The sequence below is a fragment of the Roseateles sp. genome (assembly GCF_047654805.1).
GTDB lineage: Bacteria > Pseudomonadota > Gammaproteobacteria > Burkholderiales > Burkholderiaceae_C > Pelomonas.
The window spans coordinates 5682297-5700312 of sequence record NZ_JASGIV010000001.1 but is presented as its reverse complement, the minus strand read 5'-3'; the positions used below and the strand labels follow the sequence as shown (position 1 = coordinate 5700312).

General features: G+C 65.1%; 16 protein-coding genes. 3 read left to right on the top strand and 13 right to left on the bottom strand.

Features of this window, described 5'->3' with window-relative positions:
- Positions 1 to 286: 286 nt before the first annotated feature.
- From QM732_RS25830 to QM732_RS25815, 4 genes are all read right to left on the bottom strand, one after another.
- Positions 287 to 2713 carry a hypothetical protein gene (locus QM732_RS25830; protein WP_415658947.1) on the bottom strand — a complete coding sequence of 809 codons (2427 nt, stop codon included), beginning with the start codon at positions 2711 to 2713 and terminating at the stop codon, positions 287 to 289.
- 180 nt (positions 2714 to 2893) lie between these two features.
- Entirely contained in the window at positions 2894 to 4585 is a 1692-nt protein-coding gene (locus QM732_RS25825; protein WP_415658946.1) for a hypothetical protein, read from the bottom strand.
- Positions 4586 to 4589: 4 nt separating this feature from the next.
- Positions 4590 to 5987 carry a transglycosylase SLT domain-containing protein gene (locus QM732_RS25820; protein ID WP_415658945.1) on the bottom strand — a complete coding sequence of 466 codons (1398 nt, stop codon included), beginning with the start codon at positions 5985 to 5987 and terminating at the stop codon, positions 4590 to 4592.
- Positions 5987 to 7867, bottom strand: a complete 1881-nt coding sequence (locus QM732_RS25815) for a hypothetical protein (RefSeq protein ID WP_415658944.1) — start codon at positions 7865 to 7867, stop codon at positions 5987 to 5989. The genes QM732_RS25820 and QM732_RS25815 overlap by 1 nt, the downstream gene beginning before the upstream one ends.
- 106 nt (positions 7868 to 7973) lie before the next feature.
- Here QM732_RS25815 and QM732_RS25810 point away from each other — a divergent pair, with 106 nt between their 5' ends.
- Positions 7974 to 8150: a hypothetical protein gene (locus QM732_RS25810; RefSeq protein WP_415658943.1), complete on the top strand. Its 177-nt coding sequence runs from the start codon at positions 7974 to 7976 to the stop codon at positions 8148 to 8150.
- 79 nt (positions 8151 to 8229) lie between these two features.
- Here the strand turns inward: QM732_RS25810 and QM732_RS25805 are convergent, their stop codons facing one another.
- The 8 genes from QM732_RS25805 to QM732_RS25770 form a co-directional block, all read right to left on the bottom strand.
- Complete coding sequence (locus QM732_RS25805; protein ID WP_415658942.1) at positions 8230 to 9333, bottom strand: HNH endonuclease; 1104 nt, start codon at positions 9331 to 9333, stop codon at positions 8230 to 8232.
- A gap of 316 nt (positions 9334 to 9649) precedes the next feature.
- Positions 9650 to 10351 carry a DUF6710 family protein gene (locus tag QM732_RS25800; RefSeq protein WP_415658941.1) on the bottom strand — a complete coding sequence of 234 codons (702 nt, stop codon included), beginning with the start codon at positions 10349 to 10351 and terminating at the stop codon, positions 9650 to 9652.
- 276 nt (positions 10352 to 10627) lie between these two features.
- Positions 10628 to 10822 (bottom strand): hypothetical protein, encoded by a 195-nt coding sequence (locus QM732_RS25795; protein WP_415658940.1) that lies wholly within the window; start codon positions 10820 to 10822, stop codon positions 10628 to 10630.
- A gap of 11 nt (positions 10823 to 10833) precedes the next feature.
- Positions 10834 to 11664: a metallophosphoesterase gene (locus QM732_RS25790; RefSeq protein ID WP_415658939.1), complete on the bottom strand. Its 831-nt coding sequence runs from the start codon at positions 11662 to 11664 to the stop codon at positions 10834 to 10836.
- Positions 11665 to 12177: 513 nt separating this feature from the next.
- A complete protein-coding gene (locus QM732_RS25785) occupies positions 12178 to 13491 on the bottom strand; it encodes a type II toxin-antitoxin system HipA family toxin (protein ID WP_415658938.1) in 1314 nt (437 codons plus the stop codon).
- Positions 13488 to 13787 carry a helix-turn-helix transcriptional regulator gene (locus QM732_RS25780; protein ID WP_415658937.1) on the bottom strand — a complete coding sequence of 100 codons (300 nt, stop codon included), beginning with the start codon at positions 13785 to 13787 and terminating at the stop codon, positions 13488 to 13490. The genes QM732_RS25785 and QM732_RS25780 overlap by 4 nt, the downstream gene beginning before the upstream one ends.
- A gap of 167 nt (positions 13788 to 13954) precedes the next feature.
- Entirely contained in the window at positions 13955 to 14281 is a 327-nt protein-coding gene (locus QM732_RS25775; protein ID WP_415658936.1) for a nucleotidyl transferase AbiEii/AbiGii toxin family protein, read from the bottom strand.
- 107 nt (positions 14282 to 14388) lie between these two features.
- Positions 14389 to 15279 carry a LysR family transcriptional regulator gene (locus QM732_RS25770; protein ID WP_415658935.1) on the bottom strand — a complete coding sequence of 297 codons (891 nt, stop codon included), beginning with the start codon at positions 15277 to 15279 and terminating at the stop codon, positions 14389 to 14391.
- A gap of 95 nt (positions 15280 to 15374) precedes the next feature.
- On the opposite strand from QM732_RS25770, the gene QM732_RS25765 reads away from it, so the two are divergent.
- Together QM732_RS25765 and QM732_RS25760 are read left to right on the top strand one after the other, a co-directional pair.
- Positions 15375 to 16400: an NAD-dependent epimerase/dehydratase family protein gene (locus tag QM732_RS25765; RefSeq protein ID WP_415658934.1), complete on the top strand. Its 1026-nt coding sequence runs from the start codon at positions 15375 to 15377 to the stop codon at positions 16398 to 16400.
- Complete coding sequence (locus QM732_RS25760; protein ID WP_415658933.1) at positions 16397 to 17134, top strand: peptidase; 738 nt, start codon at positions 16397 to 16399, stop codon at positions 17132 to 17134. The genes QM732_RS25765 and QM732_RS25760 overlap by 4 nt, the downstream gene beginning before the upstream one ends.
- On the opposite strand, the gene nadC is transcribed toward QM732_RS25760, so the two are convergent.
- Positions 17135 to 18010, bottom strand: a complete 876-nt coding sequence (nadC, locus tag QM732_RS25755) for a carboxylating nicotinate-nucleotide diphosphorylase (protein WP_415658932.1) — start codon at positions 18008 to 18010, stop codon at positions 17135 to 17137.
- Between the last annotated feature and the right edge of the window lie 6 nt (positions 18011 to 18016).

Here is an 18016-nt window from a genome sequence, read left to right as displayed (position 1 = left end):
AAACAATTATGCGGAATCTTTGATTATTCGCATGAAGATCTATGAACGCTGCAGACCGGTTCGATCTTTCAACCTAGTTGAGGTAAAGAGGTTGAATTCTGAGGAGACCCTGTTGGACCTATCCGCATATATGGCCGAACCATGGCCAAGATAGTGCTCGACGGCTGCCTGCTTCTGATCCTGCGCGTACTTCGGCTTTGCTCGCGCATAGCCTCGTGGCAGGCCGAGTGTCGTTCGCACTCACGCCCCCTTCAAAGAGTTCTTGGTCGGACTGGACGCTTACCTACTAGTCCCGCAGCCAGCGGTTCTTGAACGCAGTCGCTTCGGACGCGAATCGGTCGAGGAACCTGTCTCTTGGAGCATGCTTGAGGGCGTGCTCGATGCACTTGCGAGCACTATCGACGTCCTTCGGATCTGAATAAACGTACGCATAAGCACGCTGCAGTTCGCAGAGATGCCTCGGCTTGCCGAGAGACTCGGCCCGATCCAGGTCTTTGAGCGCCTCGGGCGCGCGTCCCAGCCGGGCTTCGATCATGCCGCGGGTGAACCAGGCCTCGGGCTCTTCGGCGAGCAACACGGTCGCCCGCTTGGCCTTCTCGAGCGCCTCCGGGTACCGCCGCTGGCTGAACAGAGCGTAGGCGAACCGGTCGTAGAGGTAGCCGTTGTCGGGATCCTCAGTACAGGCAGCAGCGTAGTGCTGGAAGGCTTGATCGATGTTTCCGTCCTGGAAACTCTTCCACGCAGCGCGCGCAGAGGGAACCACGAAGGCCCGAGTATTTCGATCGCGCACTTGGGTGGAGGCATCGGCGACAAACTCCCGATACCGTCTTTGAACCCAGTTCGTGTCCTCCTCGGTCGGCACGGTCTTGCCATCCAGCAGTTCGGTGCGCTCAGCACAGTAATTCGAGAATTCCGGGTTGAAGGCAACTTGCAGGATCCCCTGAATCTTTGTCACCGTCCCGATACCCTTGCTCTCCTCGATGGCCTCGCTCGCAGCCGCCACGTTCACGTTTGCGACCCGGCAGCACAGTTGGATGATGTACTGGTCGATCACGTCGCCGATGCGGTTCATGAGCAGCATCACATGGCGCATCTCGGGTGCAAGGCGGCTCCAAGCGTCGTCGTAAAGGAATTGGCCCAGATCGTGACGCTGCATCCGCTGCACGCGCTCGAACGCACGTTCGAGGCTTTCGCCGGGCGCGGAGGCGGCCTGAGCGAAGACTTCCAGCGCGATCGGCTTGTTGTTGAGCGCCTTGGAATGGCTCCGGAGGGTCGCTGCGCCAGCCTGGATGATGGACTGGCATTTGAGCGTGCGCCCGCGCTTCTTTAGGAACTCCAGCCCTTCGTCGGGCGTCCAGCTCTCCGTGGGGATGGGGAACGCTTCGATCTGCTCACGGCGCCGCGAGGTAAGGATCACCCGGCCGACGTGCTTGCTAAGCTCGTTGATCTGGGCACCGAGAGCCTTGATGTCTGCCTCGTTCTTGGCCATCGTCTCGGTGTTGTCGAGGATTATCAGATGGTCATCACGCTTGATCCGCATCCCGGCCTGCAGGCCGGCAAGCTTCGCGACGACCTCCTTCGGGCTCTTGTCGTACCAGGAGCGATCCAGCGGCTTCGTTGAGTGCAGGCGTGCGATCTCGACAGCGACGTCGGCAACCCCGACATCCTGCGCCGAGATATGCTCAAGCCCCTGCAGGCCCCACCGCGTCTTCTTCGCCGTGTAGAAGGTGATCAGCTCGGGCCGCCATTTGACCTCGGTCTCACCTTCTATGAGCCGATGCAGGAACTCGATGACCAGCGTGGTCTTGCCCATGCCACCGTCGCCGTGCACCATGCACCGACGTGAGTCCATGTCGTCCGCCCACTCTTCCAGCGCTGACAGCTCGGTCGAGCGCCCCGTGAACTCCTGGATCGTCGCCAAGCGATCAGGAATTAGAACGAATGGTCTCCAGTCCGGCTCCCAACTGGGCTCAGCGATGGAGTACTCGGGCGACGACCGCGCCGGAAGCTCCAAGAGCAAGTTCGGGACTTCGAAGATTACGCCCTCGCGCTTGAGGAGCGCACGAGAGATCTGGGCTTCGACCCGGATCTTGCCGCCGGACGTCGCAGTCAGGCGGCGGTAGCAGATAGGGTCGCCGCCATAGAGCTTCAGCGTTTTCAGGGGCGTGCCTTCACGGCCACCGAGCGATGGGATAAGGAGCGCCTCGCCATCGTCAGCCACAGTTGGCAGGAACGGCGCGGCTCGAGTGATCAGGCTTCTGATGACGGCCACGTCCGATTCGGGATCGTAGTCACCAGGCAAGCCGTGTCCCTCGACGCCGTCGTTGCGCTCTCGTACGAACGCTAGCAGGACGGTTTCAACGTTCGCCTTGGGCTTTCCGACAAGGCGCTTGAGCGGGTCCGACAGTGGCACTGTCTCCCAGTAGTGACGACCGGCCGACTTCCAACCCATATTCTCGACCGCCACAAGGAGCTCGGACAGCAAACTGACCAGGTCGCCGTCAGCGGGGGCGACAAAGTCCTTCAGGTCGACGCCGGTGAAGTTCTGAAGCTTGGAGGGGTCTGCTCGAAGCGTGTTGGCGATCCACTCGCCCAGCACAACGCAAGCGTGCTGAAGCGTGATCCGCATCAGCCCCAGAACTGCAGCCCGGACGTTCTCCGGATTCTTGAGTTGCTCGGCACCCCGAGCACGGGTCTCCAAGATTGCTTGCATGCGCCTCTCTTCTTCTCTGATTAATGTCGAACCTGGCGGTGGGCGACCGCGAGACAGCCCCGGCATCGCTGCCTTCGTGATGTCTGCGCGGTCCGTTGTTCCTCCATCTCAAGGAACGAGATCTATTGGCGAAACCCGACATTGAGTTCAAATCAAGGCGTTGTTTAAGTAGGCTGGCCTTCACACGCCCAGCTTCGCCAGCAGCGGCTCGCTGATCGAGCCAGCGGGGTAGAGCCCGTTCTTCTGCATGTAGTCGACGACGGCCTGACGGGTAGAGGCGTCGATGGTGCCGCTGGTCGCCACGTTCAATACCCGCTGCATCGCCTGGATTCGCGAAGCGGAGAGTCCGGCCTCGAACGATGTCAACGATGTGGGAGGCGCCGGTGCCGCGCTTGCCGAGCTGCCCAGCGCGTCCGGCACTTTGCCGGCCACATAGGCCGCATTGCCCAGGCCCATCAGCCAGAAGAGGCTCTGCGGCAGCTCGGGCAGGCCCTGGCTGCGCAGCACCGAGATCAGCGCATAGGCCAGCGAAAAGATCGTGAAGCCGAGCATCTGCATGCGCAGCAAGTCCACGCCCTGGCCATCCGCGGTGGCCACCAGGTCCTTGGCCGAGGGGCCGGTCGGCGCGGCCGGCACGGGCGGCGCGCCCATGCTCTGCACGCTGCGCCCAAGCACGCTGGCGCCGCCGGCGATGCCCAGCAGTTGCAGGATGTCGGGCCGCAGCTCCATCAGACCGTCGGTGGTCCACCATGAAAAGCTCAGCGCGAAGATCACCAGCAGCGTCCACAGCAGGATCTGCAGGTTGGAGACGCTGTAGCGCCCGGTGGACGGCTGCACGATCAGCTGCCGCACCATGGCCAACGGGTTGCCGGTACTCATGAACCAGGCGAACACGAGGTAGACCAGCACCAGCATGCCGGTGGCGAAGCCGACTGCCCAGCGTGGATCGCTGAGCGCCAGCTCGGCGTGCGTATCCAGCACCACCAAACCTTCGGGCGAGTAGACCAGCGCGCGGACCCGAGCCGGCCGGGTGAGCAGGTCGCGCTGCAGGTCCAGGGCTGTGAGCTCGCCAGGTTCCGGCACTGTCAGCTCGTAGCTCGCCACGTCACCCTGCTGCTGCAGGAAGCGGGCGTCCAGCACGCGGGCGGGTCGATCGCCCGCAGGGCCGACCAGGCAGAAGGTGGGCTTGCTCTTGCTCAGGTCCAGCTGCCGCGTGCTCAGCTTCAACGTGAGCTTGCCGCCACCGGCCTGGCGCGTGGGACCGAGAGTGAAGGTCGGCGCTTCCTGCGCAGTGGCGCTGGTGTTGAAGCGCTGACCGCGGGCCAGGCGGGCCTTCAGCGGCGCACCGGGCTCCGGGCTCCAGCGCAGCAGCGTGCCAGCGCTGACGCGCACCTTCGTACCCTCGGTGACCGTGAGGCGGGCGCCCTTGAGGATGCTGAAGCTGTTCGCCTCGACCGGATCGGGCACCAGCATCAGCGGGTTCTTGTCGACATCCTGGGGTATGCCCTTGTCGTTCGCGATAAGCAGGCGCTGGGTGCCCACATGGGCCACCAGCGCGCCAGAACCGCCGTCCAGCCTCAGCACCACGCCCTCCAGCGGCGCCAGGCCCAGCGGGATGCCGCGCACCGCGAGGCTGTCGGTGGCCAGCACGCCATCGCTGGCGCTGCCGACGGGCAGGGTCAGCACGAGATCCTGCGAAAGACGGGCCTCCAGGCGCATCGAGGCGTCGGAGTCGCCGGCGCGGAACTCGATCGCCGTGCCGGCAGCGAGTTCCGCCAGCGGGCTGCAGCGGTCCGCGGCAAGGGCCGCCGCGGCGAACAGCCAGCCTGTGAGCGCGAAGGCGGGCAGCAGCAGTGCTTTTCGTGTCCACATGGCATCACCTCAAGAGTTGCCAGAAGCTGGGCGTGCCAGTGGCGAGCGGCGCACCAGCGGTTGCTTCGAGATGGGCGAAGCAGTCGTTGAACCACTGGACGAAACGGTCCACGTGTTGGCCCGTGCCGATCGGGTACTGCTTGAGCTTCCAGCGGTTGAGGGTGCCGTCGTTCTGGTAGATGCCGCCGGCGTTGTAGACGCAGGCCACCAGTGGCGGGTCGTAGGCGGACCGGCCGCGCCAGCCGGCGATGCAGGCCGTACCGGCCTGGATGCCATTGCGCGGGGTGCGCAGCCAGCCCTCGTCCACGGTCACACCGCTGCCGAGCATCTGCTGGGCCGTGCCGATCAGCGTCTGCATCAGCCCGGCCGACAGCCGGCCCTCCGACTCCGGGCGCGAGGGCACGTTACGGTCACCGTTGCTCTCGGTGCAGATCGTCGCGACTATCAGCTCGGCCGGCACGCGGTACTGCGTGGCCCAGTCGCAGATGTCCGTGCCGAAATCCCGCCAGACCCGGGCCACCGTCACCGGCTCGCCGCCGGTGCGGTCGAGCAGTCCATCCACGCGCAGGCCTTGCGGCGTGAGCTGCCATTTCACGCTCCCCTCGAAGCACTGGTGCAACGCCAGTAGCGGCAGGATCTTGATGCCGAACTGCTTATCTCCCTGAGCGTTAAGTGTCGTCGGGTCCGGCGCGCCGGCCGGGGCCACGCCGGGCGTGGTCACGAGGTCCACGTCGAGCTGGTCCAGCACGTTGCGCAGCGGGCTGAAGACGCTGGCCGTCACGCCGAAGCTGGCGGCCGTGGCGGCGATGTGGAGGCCCAGGCCCTGGCCGAAGGCGTCCAGCACCAGCGCGCCGCTGTCGCCGGCCTGCGTTATCGGCTGCCAGGGCGAGCCCTGCTGGCCGTAGAGCGTCTGGCCCTTGAAATCCATCGTGAACTCGTGCTGGTCGAAGGGATCCTCGTAGACCAGGCTGACGGCCCGGTCGATCGAGTGCACCGAGCCGCTCATCAGCCGGCCGCTGAAGGCGCCACTGACCTGCACCGACATGCCGGGGTAGATGAAGCCGGCCAGGCCCGTCGGCGCGTGGCCGATGCCGGCGATGTCGGGGCTGACCAGCGCCGGATTCGTGATCTCGGCGATGGCCGCGTCGTAGCTCTGCTGGGCGCCGGGGATCGGGCTCAACCGGGTCCAGTCGGCCAGCGTCGCCACCGTCTGCCACTGGCCGGCGCCAAGGTCGGCCTCGATGCTGTCGCCGCGCGCGCCGAAGCCGCTGGGGCAGAGTACGTGCGCTGCGCTGAGCAGGTAGCGGCGCGCGGGGGCGCCGCGGGCCTGCACCAGGCAGGCCAGCGTGCCTTCGGCGCCCAGCCGGGCGTTGCGGATCTTGCTGCCTCCTTGCGCGGCCATCATTTCGCTCCCGCGGCCTTCTTCAGCAGCTCCGCCAGGCTGTCCTTGTCGAAACTGCCGCTGGCCGGGCGCTGGGCCTGGCGCTGATAGGCCATCAACGCATCGCGCAGACCGGGCGTGAATGTCCGCGCTGGCGCAGTCAGGCCCAGGGCGGCGCCAACGTGAGCGATGTCATCGGGGCTCATGCGCTTCTCCACCTCATTGCGCGCCGCGGCCGGGTCTGCCGGCACAGGGCCCAGGCCCTGGCTTGGCGTCGCGTTCACCGGCTGGGCGGCCGAGCTACTCTTCTTGCAGGCATCGACCTCGCCCTGACTCAGGTGCTGGTAGATCGTGTTCGCATCGGTGGGCCAGGCGCTCAGCCCCTTCTGCTTGGCGACGGCCGCCTGTACGGCGCTCCAGCCCCCGGCCGAGGGGAAATTCTTCTTCAGGGCCGCGCAGGTGTTTGTACCTGCCGCGCCGTCCACCGTCACGCCCAGCACGCTTTGCAGCAGGCAAGCCTCCGGGCGACTGAGCTTCTCGATGCCAGTGCAGCTGGCCAAGGCGGACTGGGCCCCGGCATCGCCGCCGGCCGCGGCCTGGATCTGCACGGTCAACAGCGCGCTGGCATGAGTGCTGTCTTCCACCCGGATCGAGTAGCTCTTGCCCGCCACGGTACTGGCATCGGCCACCACGGTGACGACCGCGCCACCGGCCGGCGCCATGACGGTCAGGCCCTTGGCCGGCGCATCGAGCAGCGAGACGCTGTAGGGCGTGGTGCCGCCACTGATGCTCACCACCGCCGTGCCGGCCTCGCCGGCGACGAAGCTCAGCGTGCTGCGGTCTAGCGCCAGCGCGTGGCCGAGCTTGGCATCGTCGACGCCGCAGCCCTTGAGATCCTGCACCGCCTGGGCGACAGGCCGGTCCGTGGCGCCGGCGAGCTGGGCCGCGCTGCTGGCCAGGCGGATGCGCGCGGCGCGTAACTGGCCCAGCGCGGCGCCCAGGTCCGCCGGCGGTGTCGCGGCGCCTGTCTTCTCCGTTCGGCTTTCAGCCTTGGCGCCACCGGATGCTGACGGCGGATTGAAGGCTGAAATCCGGCTCGCGAACATCGCATCGAGCTTGAGCCCCGGCGCGAACACATTGGCGTAGCTGGAGATGCTGCCGATCAGCTGGGGCAGCGCGCTCAGCTGCGCGAGCGTGTTGTTCAGCGCGCCGTCGATCAGTGCGCGGATCTGGTCGACCTTGGTCTCCAGCATGGCGCCGGCACCGTCCACCCGTTGGGCCATGCCCGCGGCCAGGCCCAGCAGCGCGTTGGCCTGATCGAGCTGCGGCTTCAGTTCGGCCAGCTCAGCACGCGCGGCCTGGATCAGGTCGGCGTTGCTGCTGCTCGCTAGAGCCTGGGTGGTCAGCGCCGCGGCGCTGGCAACACCGTCAATCGCCTGGATCGAGTGCTCGCGGGCCTTCTCCATCGCCGTGACTGAGTCCTTGCTCAAGCGCAGCGGCGCAACGGCCATCTTGGCGCAGCTCAGCGCCTTCATGCCTTCCAGGTAGATGCCCAGCCGGCCCTGGTTGCTGTTCCACGAGCCGAGCTGGTAGGCCACGCCGCCGGTCAGCGACAGGCCAACGATCACGTCCCTGTGCGCCGAACCGATGCCCGCCCCCAGCATCGCCGCGCCGATGCCCAGCAGCCCGGTGCTGAGCGCCTGCTGGCGCCGGAATTCCTCGCCGAGCTTGCTCTCGTAGGCGTCGTAGCTCGCATCGGCATAGGCGATGGCGTAGTCCAGGTTGCCGGGCTTTAGCTCCGGCCCGGGCCGGGTGCGCTCGATGTACGGATTGCTGGCGCAAGCGGCCAGCGTCAGAGTGCAAGGCAGCACAAGCCGGGAGCGAAGCGATGCAGGGTTCATGGCGGTCTCCGCAAAGGCGTGTCGGACCGGCTCTTGTAGCTGCGGCACTGGAAGCACACATCGTCAGCTTTGACGACACCGTGGCTGTTGGAGGCAACGTTGTCTTTTGCATACCCAATCCGCCCTGAACAACGCCGGCGCCCAGTTGCTGCAGCGCGCCGCCGAGCGCGGCGACAACCTAAGCACGATCACCGCCGCGCTGATGCGGCTGCTCGGTCGCTATAGGGCCGCGGCACTGCAGCTGGCCATCGGCGAAGCACTGCAGCGCGACGTGCCTAGATGATTGCAAGGCGCGGTCTCATCGTCGGCCATGGCAGGTGCCCGATGGGGGCTTCCCATAGCGTCTAGAACCCGTCTCACTCCTACGCAACAAACAGCTTGTCACGATGGTGTGCGAGATAGGCACTCAACGAATCATCGGGCTTCTTCCTCAGGCCCTTAGGCAGACCAAAGTGCGTACGCTCGTCGCTCTGGAGGCGCGACGAGAGCAACATCCTCCCGGCGTCGTCGAATGAGATCAACCCCTTGTCGAAGAGGGCATCGAGATGAGCTGCCAGCAGCAGTCCGTTGCACGGATCAAGTCGTTCACGCCGAGTGGAACTTGACCATGGCTTCACATGTGACGCTCGCAGCAGCTCAGGACAAGTCAGCCCAGTAACAGCGCAGCTGCCGCCCCACTTCGCCAATAGCGCGTCGCGGAAACTGCCCTGGCCGACCCGGGCGAGGATGCTCATCAAACGGGTGGTGGCAGGGGCGTCGTCATTTTCGCCAGTTGACGGCGGTACCCGCTCACGCGGTGCGCTGAGCATGGCGTCCATCAGCCGCTCCCACTTTTTCGATCGCTGGTCGCCGGGCACGCTGTTCATGACCGTCGCAGCTTCATCGTGCTCCAGTGCCTTGTAGCCACTGAACATCTTTGGCAGCCAATTGCTGCCAAGGATGGATTGCGCATTAAGGGTCACCGGTTCGCTGAACCAGAGAAAGTATTCGTCAGGGCAGATCCAGTTGGGTACCCACGTCAATTCACCACTGAACCGGCGGCGAAAACTGGCTTCGTCCTGCTGGAAGCGGTCCTTGACACCAGGTAGCGCCCAAGCATCCCGCCAGAGATCCTTGATGTCGAGCATTTTGGCAATGCGCTTACGCTCGGCCTCGTGCTTGATATCGCCAAGGTACATGGCATTCCCCGCGACGCCCACCAGTTGTTGGATACCGCCGTGGGTGGCGATCATCATGACGAAGCACTGGCCTGCGTACTCGTCAACCGGAGCTTTCTTGACTCCCTCAGTATGAAACGCGCGGAAGCGTAGCTTCCCCTCGGAAAACGCCATGTTGGGCGAGTTGTTCCACTCCTCGTGGCCGAAGCCGTTCTGGCCCGGATAGCTCTCTCTTGAGGCCCGGACACCGGACGGGCCGATGTAGTTGCGGGTGTTCCACAGAATAGGCTTGAGAAGGTACAACGCCATCATTTCCTCCCATGTTCAGTATTTCAGCCTTGGGGGCTTGGACTGTGATGCGTGAATATCCCTGGAAAGGCGTCTTCATGGGCTTCGCACTGCAACTGCGGGCAAATCGTCGTTTCCGGCGCGGTAACTATCTGGGCCCTGTGTCGCGACGACGCATGAGCAATTCGGTTTCAGATAGCTACGCGGCAAGTGCCTGGAATCCTGCACCAGATGCCCGTATCGCAGCACGCGCGCATCGAGCGCCCGCCTGGGCCTCCCCGACAGATCGACCATCACCCAGGCCACCATCTGCAAAAGTTGATGGCACTCCCGGGCCCTACACTGCCGGCGCGTCGTATTCGACGCCGAGTTCCAGCATGCGGCGTCCCAGTTCGAAAAGAACGCCGGGCTCCTCTTCCGTTGGCGCGCTTAGCCCTGTTCCGTCGTGCTTCCGTCGGAACTCGCAGCCGTCATAGAAGACGTGATGGTATGCGGCGCTGATGTCTCGAGCGTCCGCGACCACTTCGCCTTCCCCGTCCACGACCCCCGCCGCGATCGAATGATTGCCGCCTAGGACGAACGCGAGACCGAAAGGCAGAACTAGTTGCACTTGGTGGTTGTGGTCGCTCCGCCAAGCGCTAGCCCCCTTCGACCGGCCAATCGTTGACAAGGTGTTCACGAGCCGATCACGGTGCCACGGCCATGGCAAGAGCGCATCCCGTCCTAGCTGGAGCCGATGCCGGACCTTCGGCTCATCGTCTTGTCGACGCGTAAGGTCGTACAAAGATCGGCCGTCCGGTGCGATGGGCCGGAAGCTGGAAAAGAACATCTCGTCGAACTCGGCAGAAATGCTGACTTCATGTACAGGGTATTGAAGCGCCTTCGCTAGCCGACGCGCTTGCAGCGGTCGCGCGACTGCGCGACAAAAGGAGGGCAAAGCACGCTTATTGATTTTGGAGATTTCGTCGATCGCGCGCATCTGCTCCTCGAAGCGCTGAACTCGGTCCCGCCGCCTGCGACGAGTCGGGGAAAGAGCCATCGCGACTCTTGACACGACTTGGTTGGACAGGCTTTCGGCGACCGGGGCTTGAGCGTCTGAGTGAGTCATCCGGAAGGGTTCTCTGTTGGCAGGAACCACCATTCTGAGGCGCATGCCATGAAGGGGGTGAGAGACGCACCAGGCCACAGCTTGAACCGCGGAAGTCAGCTTCCCGTCGTCAAGACGAAATGCTTCGTGAACACCTTCAGGTCGCCACCACTGTGAACACGGCACCCGCTGCATGTACGCAGCTGCCTGAAGCGTCGGCGCGTCGAGCTACGGAAGTTGCCCGCGCAGATCCTTGTATATCTCCGGCCCTTGGCTATTGATGAACTTGTGCAGCGTCTGCCACGGCACGCCGTGCGCGTCCGCCAATCGCCATGTATAGCTTTCCGCCGACTCGGCATCCGGTGTGCCGATGCCGATCGGCTGCAAGGGCCATAGCACTGGCTGGCATCTGTTCGTTTCCATGACATCCGTCCTCACGCCACGTGAACGACGAAGCCACGATCAAACTGGCGGTTCTCAGAGCCGCCGTCGCCCATCCGATACCCCCTCGGATTCGAGACCACCCGGCAGCTGCCCTCGACGTAGTCGAACGGCGAGTGGGTGTGCCCATGCACCCAGAGCTGAGGCCGCTCGAAGAAGCTGGCCGGCAACGCGCTGACGAAGGACGGTGTGAGCCAGTCCTGCGCGTACCGCTCGGCTACCGACGACGCCGCCGGCGCGTGATGGGTCACCACGACCGTCGGGCCGTCGAATGGCTCCAGCAGTTGGTGGTGCAGCCAGTCGCGGTCGATCCCGTGCATCGCCAACGTGTCCTCCGGCTGCAGCAGCCGGCGATGCTCTTGGCTGTGATTGGCACTCCGCAAAGGTGACGTCAGCTTGATCTGTCGGTAGTCGCTCATGCGCTCCCTGGCATCGAACAAGGCCCTGTCCAGGTTGACCTCCGAGCTGCCCCCTGGCAGCTGCACCGGCAACTGGAAATCGGTCCACAGCGTGCAGCCGACGAACCGTACGCCATCGAGATCCAGGTGCTCGCGGTCAAGGATGTGGACGTTGCTGCCGGCGGCCGCCCTCTTCATCTCACCAAGCTCGGCCCGCAGCTCGCGGCCATAGAACTCGTGGTTGCCGGCGACCAGCATGACGGGGCGGCCACCGAAGGTCGACTCCTTCTGAGCCCAGTGCACGGCCTTGCTGCCGGGGCAATGGATGTCGCCGGCCAGGACGACGACATCGAAGTCGAGGTCGGCTGGCACGGCATAGGCTCCGCCGAGTTCAAGGTGGAGGTCCGACAGGATCAGCAGTTTCATGGCCGGCTCAGGATAGGAAACGGCGCAAACGAGCGTCAAGGCGACGGCCTGCGGCCTGGCAAGGTGCGATTCGGGGGCTTCGGGCGGGCAGCTGCGCTGCGCGCTTGGAGGGACTCTCGGCCAAGCTTTGGCTGCAGGCAGCGAGTGGCATCCGCAAGGCCTTGATGGCGTTGAAGAACTCCCGGCCACCGCGAAGTAGAACGGACGACTCTCGGCCAAGGATCAGAGCACGCGCTGGCGCCGCGGATCGCGGCGCTCCCAGGGAGAGAAACTTCTTGGCCTGTGGCGCCCATGCCGAAAGCGGCCAACCTTTGGGTTCAGCGCCTCGGCAGCTTTTGGGTCAAGTCACATTGCAAGGCCTTTTGCGTTTTTCGACCACCGCGCGGATACGACGGGAATACGAAGTGAGCCAAACGTACTCCCGAAACGCGCACGGTGACCCTCTGGGCCGAGTCAAATCCGGCCCTGGGATCTGACGCTATTCAGCGTCGATGGCTAACTCGGCGATCGAGTTCACCTGGCGCGCGGCCGACGCGATTTGGGCGCTGCCGACACGGGCGTGGCGGGCGTACTCGCGGCGTTCTCGCGGTACTCTCGATGCGCTGAAAACGCGGCCGCAGTGACCGCGATGTCTGCGCCCGAGATCCCGGCCTTGCGCGCAAGATCTGCCCACCTGTCGACCGCGCTGGCCACGTCCTCAACAATGGCAGCACCGCGGTCCGTCGTGAGGCCATAGAACTCGGCCGTCGTCAGCACCGTGGCCAGACTTGGTCGGTTGTCCGAGTCGTCAATGCTCAGCACATGCTCGGCCTTGTCGATGTTTGGATTGACGTCGAAAGCGGGGGAAGGCCGCCAGCCTTCCTTGCTGAGCAGGAAGCCATGGTTTCGGAGGTGATCGTCACGATTGCCAACCGCGACGTTGAAGGCGACCCGGCGGAAGAGTTGCTCCAGGTCGCTGGCCACGTGCGCCGGATCTCCGGCCGTCCTCAGGAACTGGGCCAATTCCAGGTAGCTGACGCCCTCGCTCTGGTCTCGGCGCAGCAGCGTCATGGCGGAGGCGTAGAAGCGCCGCTTGCCTTCCGCGCGATCGAATCTTTGGACGCAGAAGGTGTGGAACTCGTTGTTCAGTTGGACCACCTTGGCGGACGGAACATCGATTCCAGCTTTGCCGGCCATCGTATGGATCACCGCTTCCCAGGCACCGATGTCACGGTCATCGTCGCGAGATGGGAACTTGCCGATCCACAGCGCGCCATCCTGCTCCGAGAAGTTTGCCTTGGGCCGGGCACCGCCCAACGACGCGCCCGGCGCTACGAGCACCGCGAGCCAGCGGCGCAGTGCGTCAAAGTCATCGATACGCTTGCTCGTCAGAAGCGTTGCAACGGACTCCAGCTCGCGCAGGCTCGTCACCGGTGGCGCCGCCATCTTCTCGTTACCAAGGAATTCGTCGGTGCCTTCGATTCGGAACCGCAGTGCACCCTGCCGAGTGAAGTCCTGGACACCGATGAGGTAATCCCATGCGTACAGCGTTCGAGGTTTCTCATTGGCATCTTTTGCCTGAAGTGCCTCGCGCCTCTTCATCAGCGTCTGGCCCCAACGGTCCGGCGACGAGTCCAGGAAGATGCCGAAGTTCCCGGCCTCTGGCTTGGGAAAGAAGGGTTGTTCATCCAGGGAGAGGTCCGGATCAAGCATGAACGCCTTCGCGTCCCTGATCCACGCCTTGTCGTAGCTGAAGCGAACCTGGCCCCGGTCATGGGAAAGCGTGCCGACGCGACGCATTTCGTCCAGGTCGCTGTCGAGCCAGACCTCCAGATCCGAACCGCTCATTTCGCGCTCTCACGCTTGATGGCGGCGGCAGTACGTCCGGACTTCGGCGGGGAGTCCATCTGGAGATCCTGCAGCTTCCTCCCGACCTGATCGTCGCCTGCCACCCTGTCGATGTCCTTGTCCAACCCGAGTACCGCAAGCACTCGCAGATACGTGCCTAGCGTTGCACCGGGATCTCCAGCTTCGACGTTGTACAGAGAGGTACGGGAAATACCGGCTCGCTGCGCCACCGTGGTGGTCGTCAGCTTGCGGCGCAACCGGGCAAGACGCACGCGCTCGCCCAGCGCGGCGAGCATGCGCTGCTCCTGGGGAAATATAACGGGAGGTTTGCTGGGCATTGGCTTGGCCAGAATGGATGCAATGTTCACCATTGTGGACAAAGATAAGTGTTTTTGTCCATAATGGTGATGCATCCAGGCTGTATCAAAGAGGAACGCTTTCGAGGCCAGGGCTCCGGACTGCCTCAAAGCTTCACAGCTTCTGTCAGAGCCATGCCTCGGTGCCGGCGCACTGAAGCATCCCGAGGCAGCAGTTGACGCGGAAGCTCTTCCAGCATGCGACGTCGTGTCGCCAGCAGGTCATTCAACTCGACGGATACCGTCGTCATGCCCTCGAACCCTGCACGGAACACGTCCACCAGCGGCTTCTCGTTCGGAAACAGCACCTCATGGGTTGGCCGGTTGTGGCCCGCCAGATAGACCACGAAGCAGTCCAGCAGCGATTCGTCCCAGCCATGGCTTTCGAGCATCAGCTGGACGTCGAATAGGTCCCGCGGATACTGGCGAATCACCAGCGACTGGTACCTGGAACGGGAACTCCGCGTCGAACGGCGGGATGGCGATGGCATCTCGGTCGAGGCCGTTCGACATGCCGATACCGTTGCGTTCGTCAGCCGCCTCAGGTGCCGATATGGCGTGCCAGGCCTTCCACCAGGGCGTCGAAGACGACCCGGCACGGCGTGTTCTGGCGCAGGTCCTCATGCATGGCGATCCACGTCTCCAGCGGCCAGGCGAACTGGTCCGCCAGCACGCGCTCCAGCATCGGCTCACGTTTCGCCAGCACCACTTGGCAGATGCCGATGCCGGCGCCCGCGCGCACCAGCGCCAGCTGGGCCAGGTCCGAATCACAGCGCAACGCAAAACTGTCGCGGCCGATGCCGCCCAGGCGTGAGGAGCCCGCGCGAATGAAGGGCGTCACCGCATCGAAGCCGATGAGCGTATGGCTGCGCAGCTCGGCCAACGTCGCCGGCCGGCCATGGCGGTCGAGATAGTCCGGCCTGGCATGCAAGCCGAGCTCGATGCTGCCGATGCGCCGCGCGACCAGTTGGCCCTGCTCAGGCGGCGTCATGCGCACGGCGATGTCGGCCTCTCGGCGCAGCAGGTCCTGCAACTGGTTGCTCAGCGCCAGCTCCAGCACGAGGCCCGGATGGCGCTCGCGCAACGTCGCGAACACGCCGGCCAACACCTCCACGCCGATGACTTCGCTGGCAGTGACGCGAACCGTGCCGCGAACCTCGCCGCCACGCGCCGTCGCCGCCCGCTGTAACGCCGCTGCTGCAGCCTCCATCTGCTCCGCGTGGCCGCGCAGTGCCAACGCCGCGTCAGTAGCCAGCAGGCCGGTCGGCGAGCGGGTGAACAGGGGCTGCCCCAGCGCCCGCTCCAACGCAGAGACGTGACGGCCGACGGTGGGCTGGGTCAGTCCGAGAGCTCGCGCCGCACCCGACAGCGAACCCTCACGAAGCACGCCGAGAAAGGTGTGCAGCAGCTCCCAAGGCAAGGTCGACGTCATTCATAAATGTATAGCTACATGACGATCTTCAGCAATTCCAAACAGGGTCGCCGGTTTCCAGAATGACGCCCATCAACAACGGCTGGAGAGCGGTGATGCAAGGCAGGACGGAAACGGTACTGGTGCTGGGCGCGAGCGGTGGCATCGGCGGCGAAATGGCGCGGCAACTGCGCGACGCCGGGTGGCGGGTCGCGGCACTGAAACGCGATCTGGCGGCAACGCAGGAGCTGCGCGACGGCATCCACTGGCTGCGCGGCGACGCGCTAAATGCCGCCGATGTGGCGGTCGCGGCCCGGGGCTGCGGCGTCGTCGTGCACGCCGTCAACCCGCCCGGCTACCGCGACTGGGGGCGACTCGTGCTGCCCATGCTGGAGCACAGCATCGCCGCGGCACGGGTCGAGGGCGCTACGCTGGTCCTGCCCGGGACGGTCTACAACTTCGGCCCCGACTCGTTCCCACTGTTGCGCGAGGATTCGCCTCAACGGCCCCTCACGCGCAAGGGCGCCATCCGCGTCGAAATGGAAAGGCGGTTGCATACGGCCAGCGAGGCGGGCCTGCGCGTACTCATCGTCAGGGCGGGCGACTTCTTCGGGCCGAAGGCAGGCAACAACTGGTTCTCACAGGGACTGGTGAAGCCTGGCAAGCCAGTGACGGCGATCAGCAACCCGGCCGCGCCCGGTGTGGGTCACCAATGGGCCTACCTACCCGACGTGGCACGCACCATGGTCGAACTGCTGGCGCGGCGCGACACGCTGCCCGACTTCGCCAGCTTCCACATGGCAGGCCACTGGGACGCCAGCGGCCGCGAAATGGCAGAAGCCATCCAGCGCGTCGTCGCCCGCCACGGCGGCAGGCCACCACGCATCGGTGCATTGCCATGGTGGCTGCTGAACCTGGCCTCACCCTTCGTCACCACCCTCGGGGAGATGCGCGAGATGCGCTACCTCTGGCAGCAGCCCGTGCGCATGGACAACAGCCGCCTCGTTGCCACGCTGGGTCACGAGCCGCACACGCCTCTGGACGACGCCGTCGAGGCCACGCTGCGCGGCCAGGGTTGCCTGCCGCCGCTGACGGTCGGCCGTAATATGGCCGCCAGCTCATTCGCCGGGACTTCCCCATGACCTACTGCGTCGCCATGCGCTTGCGCGCGGGCCTGCTGTTCGCTTCCGACACCCGCACCAACGCCGGGGTCGACCACATCGCCAGCTTCCGCAAGATGTACCAGTTCCAGATCCCGCACCAGCGCGAGATCGTCATCCTGACCGCAGGCAACCTGGCGACGACGCAGTCCGTCATCTCCGTGCTGAACCAGCGCTTGCTCGGCGACGGCGAGCACTTGCTCAACGTGCCAACGCTGTACGACGCGGCCGTGCTGCTCGGACGCACGCTCAAGGAGATCGTCGCGCGCGACAGCGACGACCAGCATGGCGGCGTGGACTTCGGCGCCAACATGCTGATCGGCGGCCAGATCAAGGGCGAGGGTCCGCGGCTCTTCCACGTCTACCCGCAAGGCAACTTCATCGAGGCGACGGAAGACACGCCCTACTTCCAGATCGGCGAGAGCAAGTACGGCAAGCCCATCATCGACCGCGTCATCCGCTACGACACGACGGCGCTGGACGAGGCCGCCAAGTGCACCCTCGTCAGCTTCGACTCGACCATTCAGTCCAACCTGTCGGTCGGCCTGCCCATCGACATGCTGATGCTGCGCGCCAACCAGTTCGAGATGGCAATGAAGCCGCCGCACCGCATCGGGCGCGACGACCCCTATTTCCAGGCGCTGCGCACCGGTTGGAGCGCTGGGCTGCGCAAGGTCTTCGACGACTTGCCCAACGAGCCTTGGTTTGACGCCTGATCAGACCGGGCCGAGCACCCGCATCGAATAGTCGATGGCCCTGACGTCCTTGGTCAGGCGCCCGATGGAGATGCGATCCACGCCGGTCGCGGCGATCCAGCGCAACTGGTCCAACGCCACGCCGCCCGACACCTCCAGCAGCGCCCGGGACGGGCGCGCCGCATTGACGGCCACGGCTTCGCGCATCTGCGCCTCGCTGAAGTTGTCCAGCAGCACGCTGACCGCACCTGCCTCCAGCGCCTCGTGCAGCTGCGCGATGGTCTCGACCTCGACCTGGATGTCCACGCCCGACTTCAGCGCCTGCGCCGCACGCAGCGCCTCGCCCACGCCGCCGGCAGCAGCGATGTGGTTCTCCTTGATGAGGATGCCCGCGTAAAGCGCAAGCCGCTGGTTCTGGCCGCCGCCCACGCGAACCGCATACTTCTGCGCCAGGCGCAGGCCCGGCACAGTCTTTCGCGTATCGAGGATGGCGCAGCCGCGCGGGCTGGGGCTGGCACCGGCCACCGCTTCCACATGGGCACGTGTGACCGTCGCCGTACCAGACAGCAGCTGCAGGAAGTTCAGCGCCGGCCGCTCCGCACTCAGTAGCGCGCGGCCGTCGGCCTCGATGCGGCAGACGATGCTGTCCGCCGTCATCGTCGCGCCCTCGTCGTAGGACCACTCGATGCGGGCCGTCGCATCCAGCGCGGCGAACACGCCATCGAACCAGTCACGGCCGCACAGCACCGCCGCCTCGCGCACCCGCACCTGGGCGGCCACCCGTCGGCCCGCGGGCACCAGCAAGGCCGTCCAGTCGCAATGGCCGATGTCCTCAGCCAGCGCCTCGTGGATGTTTCGGGCCCGAGCCTGCGCGAGCGTCTCCTCAGAAGAAAACATCGTCAT

Coding starts and splice junctions, on each gene's coding strand:
- QM732_RS25790 (WP_415658939.1), bottom strand. CDS start 11,664: ATGAAACTGCTGATCCTGTCGGACCTCCACCTTGAACTCGGCGGAGCC.
- QM732_RS25815 (WP_415658944.1), bottom strand. CDS start 7,867: ATGAACCCTGCATCGCTTCGCTCCCGGCTTGTGCTGCCTTGCACTCTG.
- QM732_RS25800 (WP_415658941.1), bottom strand. CDS start 10,351: ATGGCTCTTTCCCCGACTCGTCGCAGGCGGCGGGACCGAGTTCAGCGC.
- QM732_RS25825 (WP_415658946.1), bottom strand. CDS start 4,585: ATGTGGACACGAAAAGCACTGCTGCTGCCCGCCTTCGCGCTCACAGGC.
- QM732_RS25795 (WP_415658940.1), bottom strand. CDS start 10,822: ATGGAAACGAACAGATGCCAGCCAGTGCTATGGCCCTTGCAGCCGATC.
- QM732_RS25805 (WP_415658942.1), bottom strand. CDS start 9,333: ATGGCGTTGTACCTTCTCAAGCCTATTCTGTGGAACACCCGCAACTAC.
- QM732_RS25780 (WP_415658937.1), bottom strand. CDS start 13,787: ATGCTCGCCGCGCTGGGCGAGCGCGTGCGTCTTGCCCGGTTGCGCCGC.
- QM732_RS25765 (WP_415658934.1), top strand. CDS start 15,375: ATGCAAGGCAGGACGGAAACGGTACTGGTGCTGGGCGCGAGCGGTGGC.
- QM732_RS25830 (WP_415658947.1), bottom strand. CDS start 2,713: ATGCAAGCAATCTTGGAGACCCGTGCTCGGGGTGCCGAGCAACTCAAG.
- QM732_RS25820 (WP_415658945.1), bottom strand. CDS start 5,987: ATGGCCGCGCAAGGAGGCAGCAAGATCCGCAACGCCCGGCTGGGCGCC.
- QM732_RS25785 (WP_415658938.1), bottom strand. CDS start 13,491: ATGAGCGGTTCGGATCTGGAGGTCTGGCTCGACAGCGACCTGGACGAA.
- nadC (WP_415658932.1), bottom strand. CDS start 18,010: ATGTTTTCTTCTGAGGAGACGCTCGCGCAGGCTCGGGCCCGAAACATC.
- QM732_RS25770 (WP_415658935.1), bottom strand. CDS start 15,279: ATGACGTCGACCTTGCCTTGGGAGCTGCTGCACACCTTTCTCGGCGTG.
- QM732_RS25760 (WP_415658933.1), top strand. CDS start 16,397: ATGACCTACTGCGTCGCCATGCGCTTGCGCGCGGGCCTGCTGTTCGCT.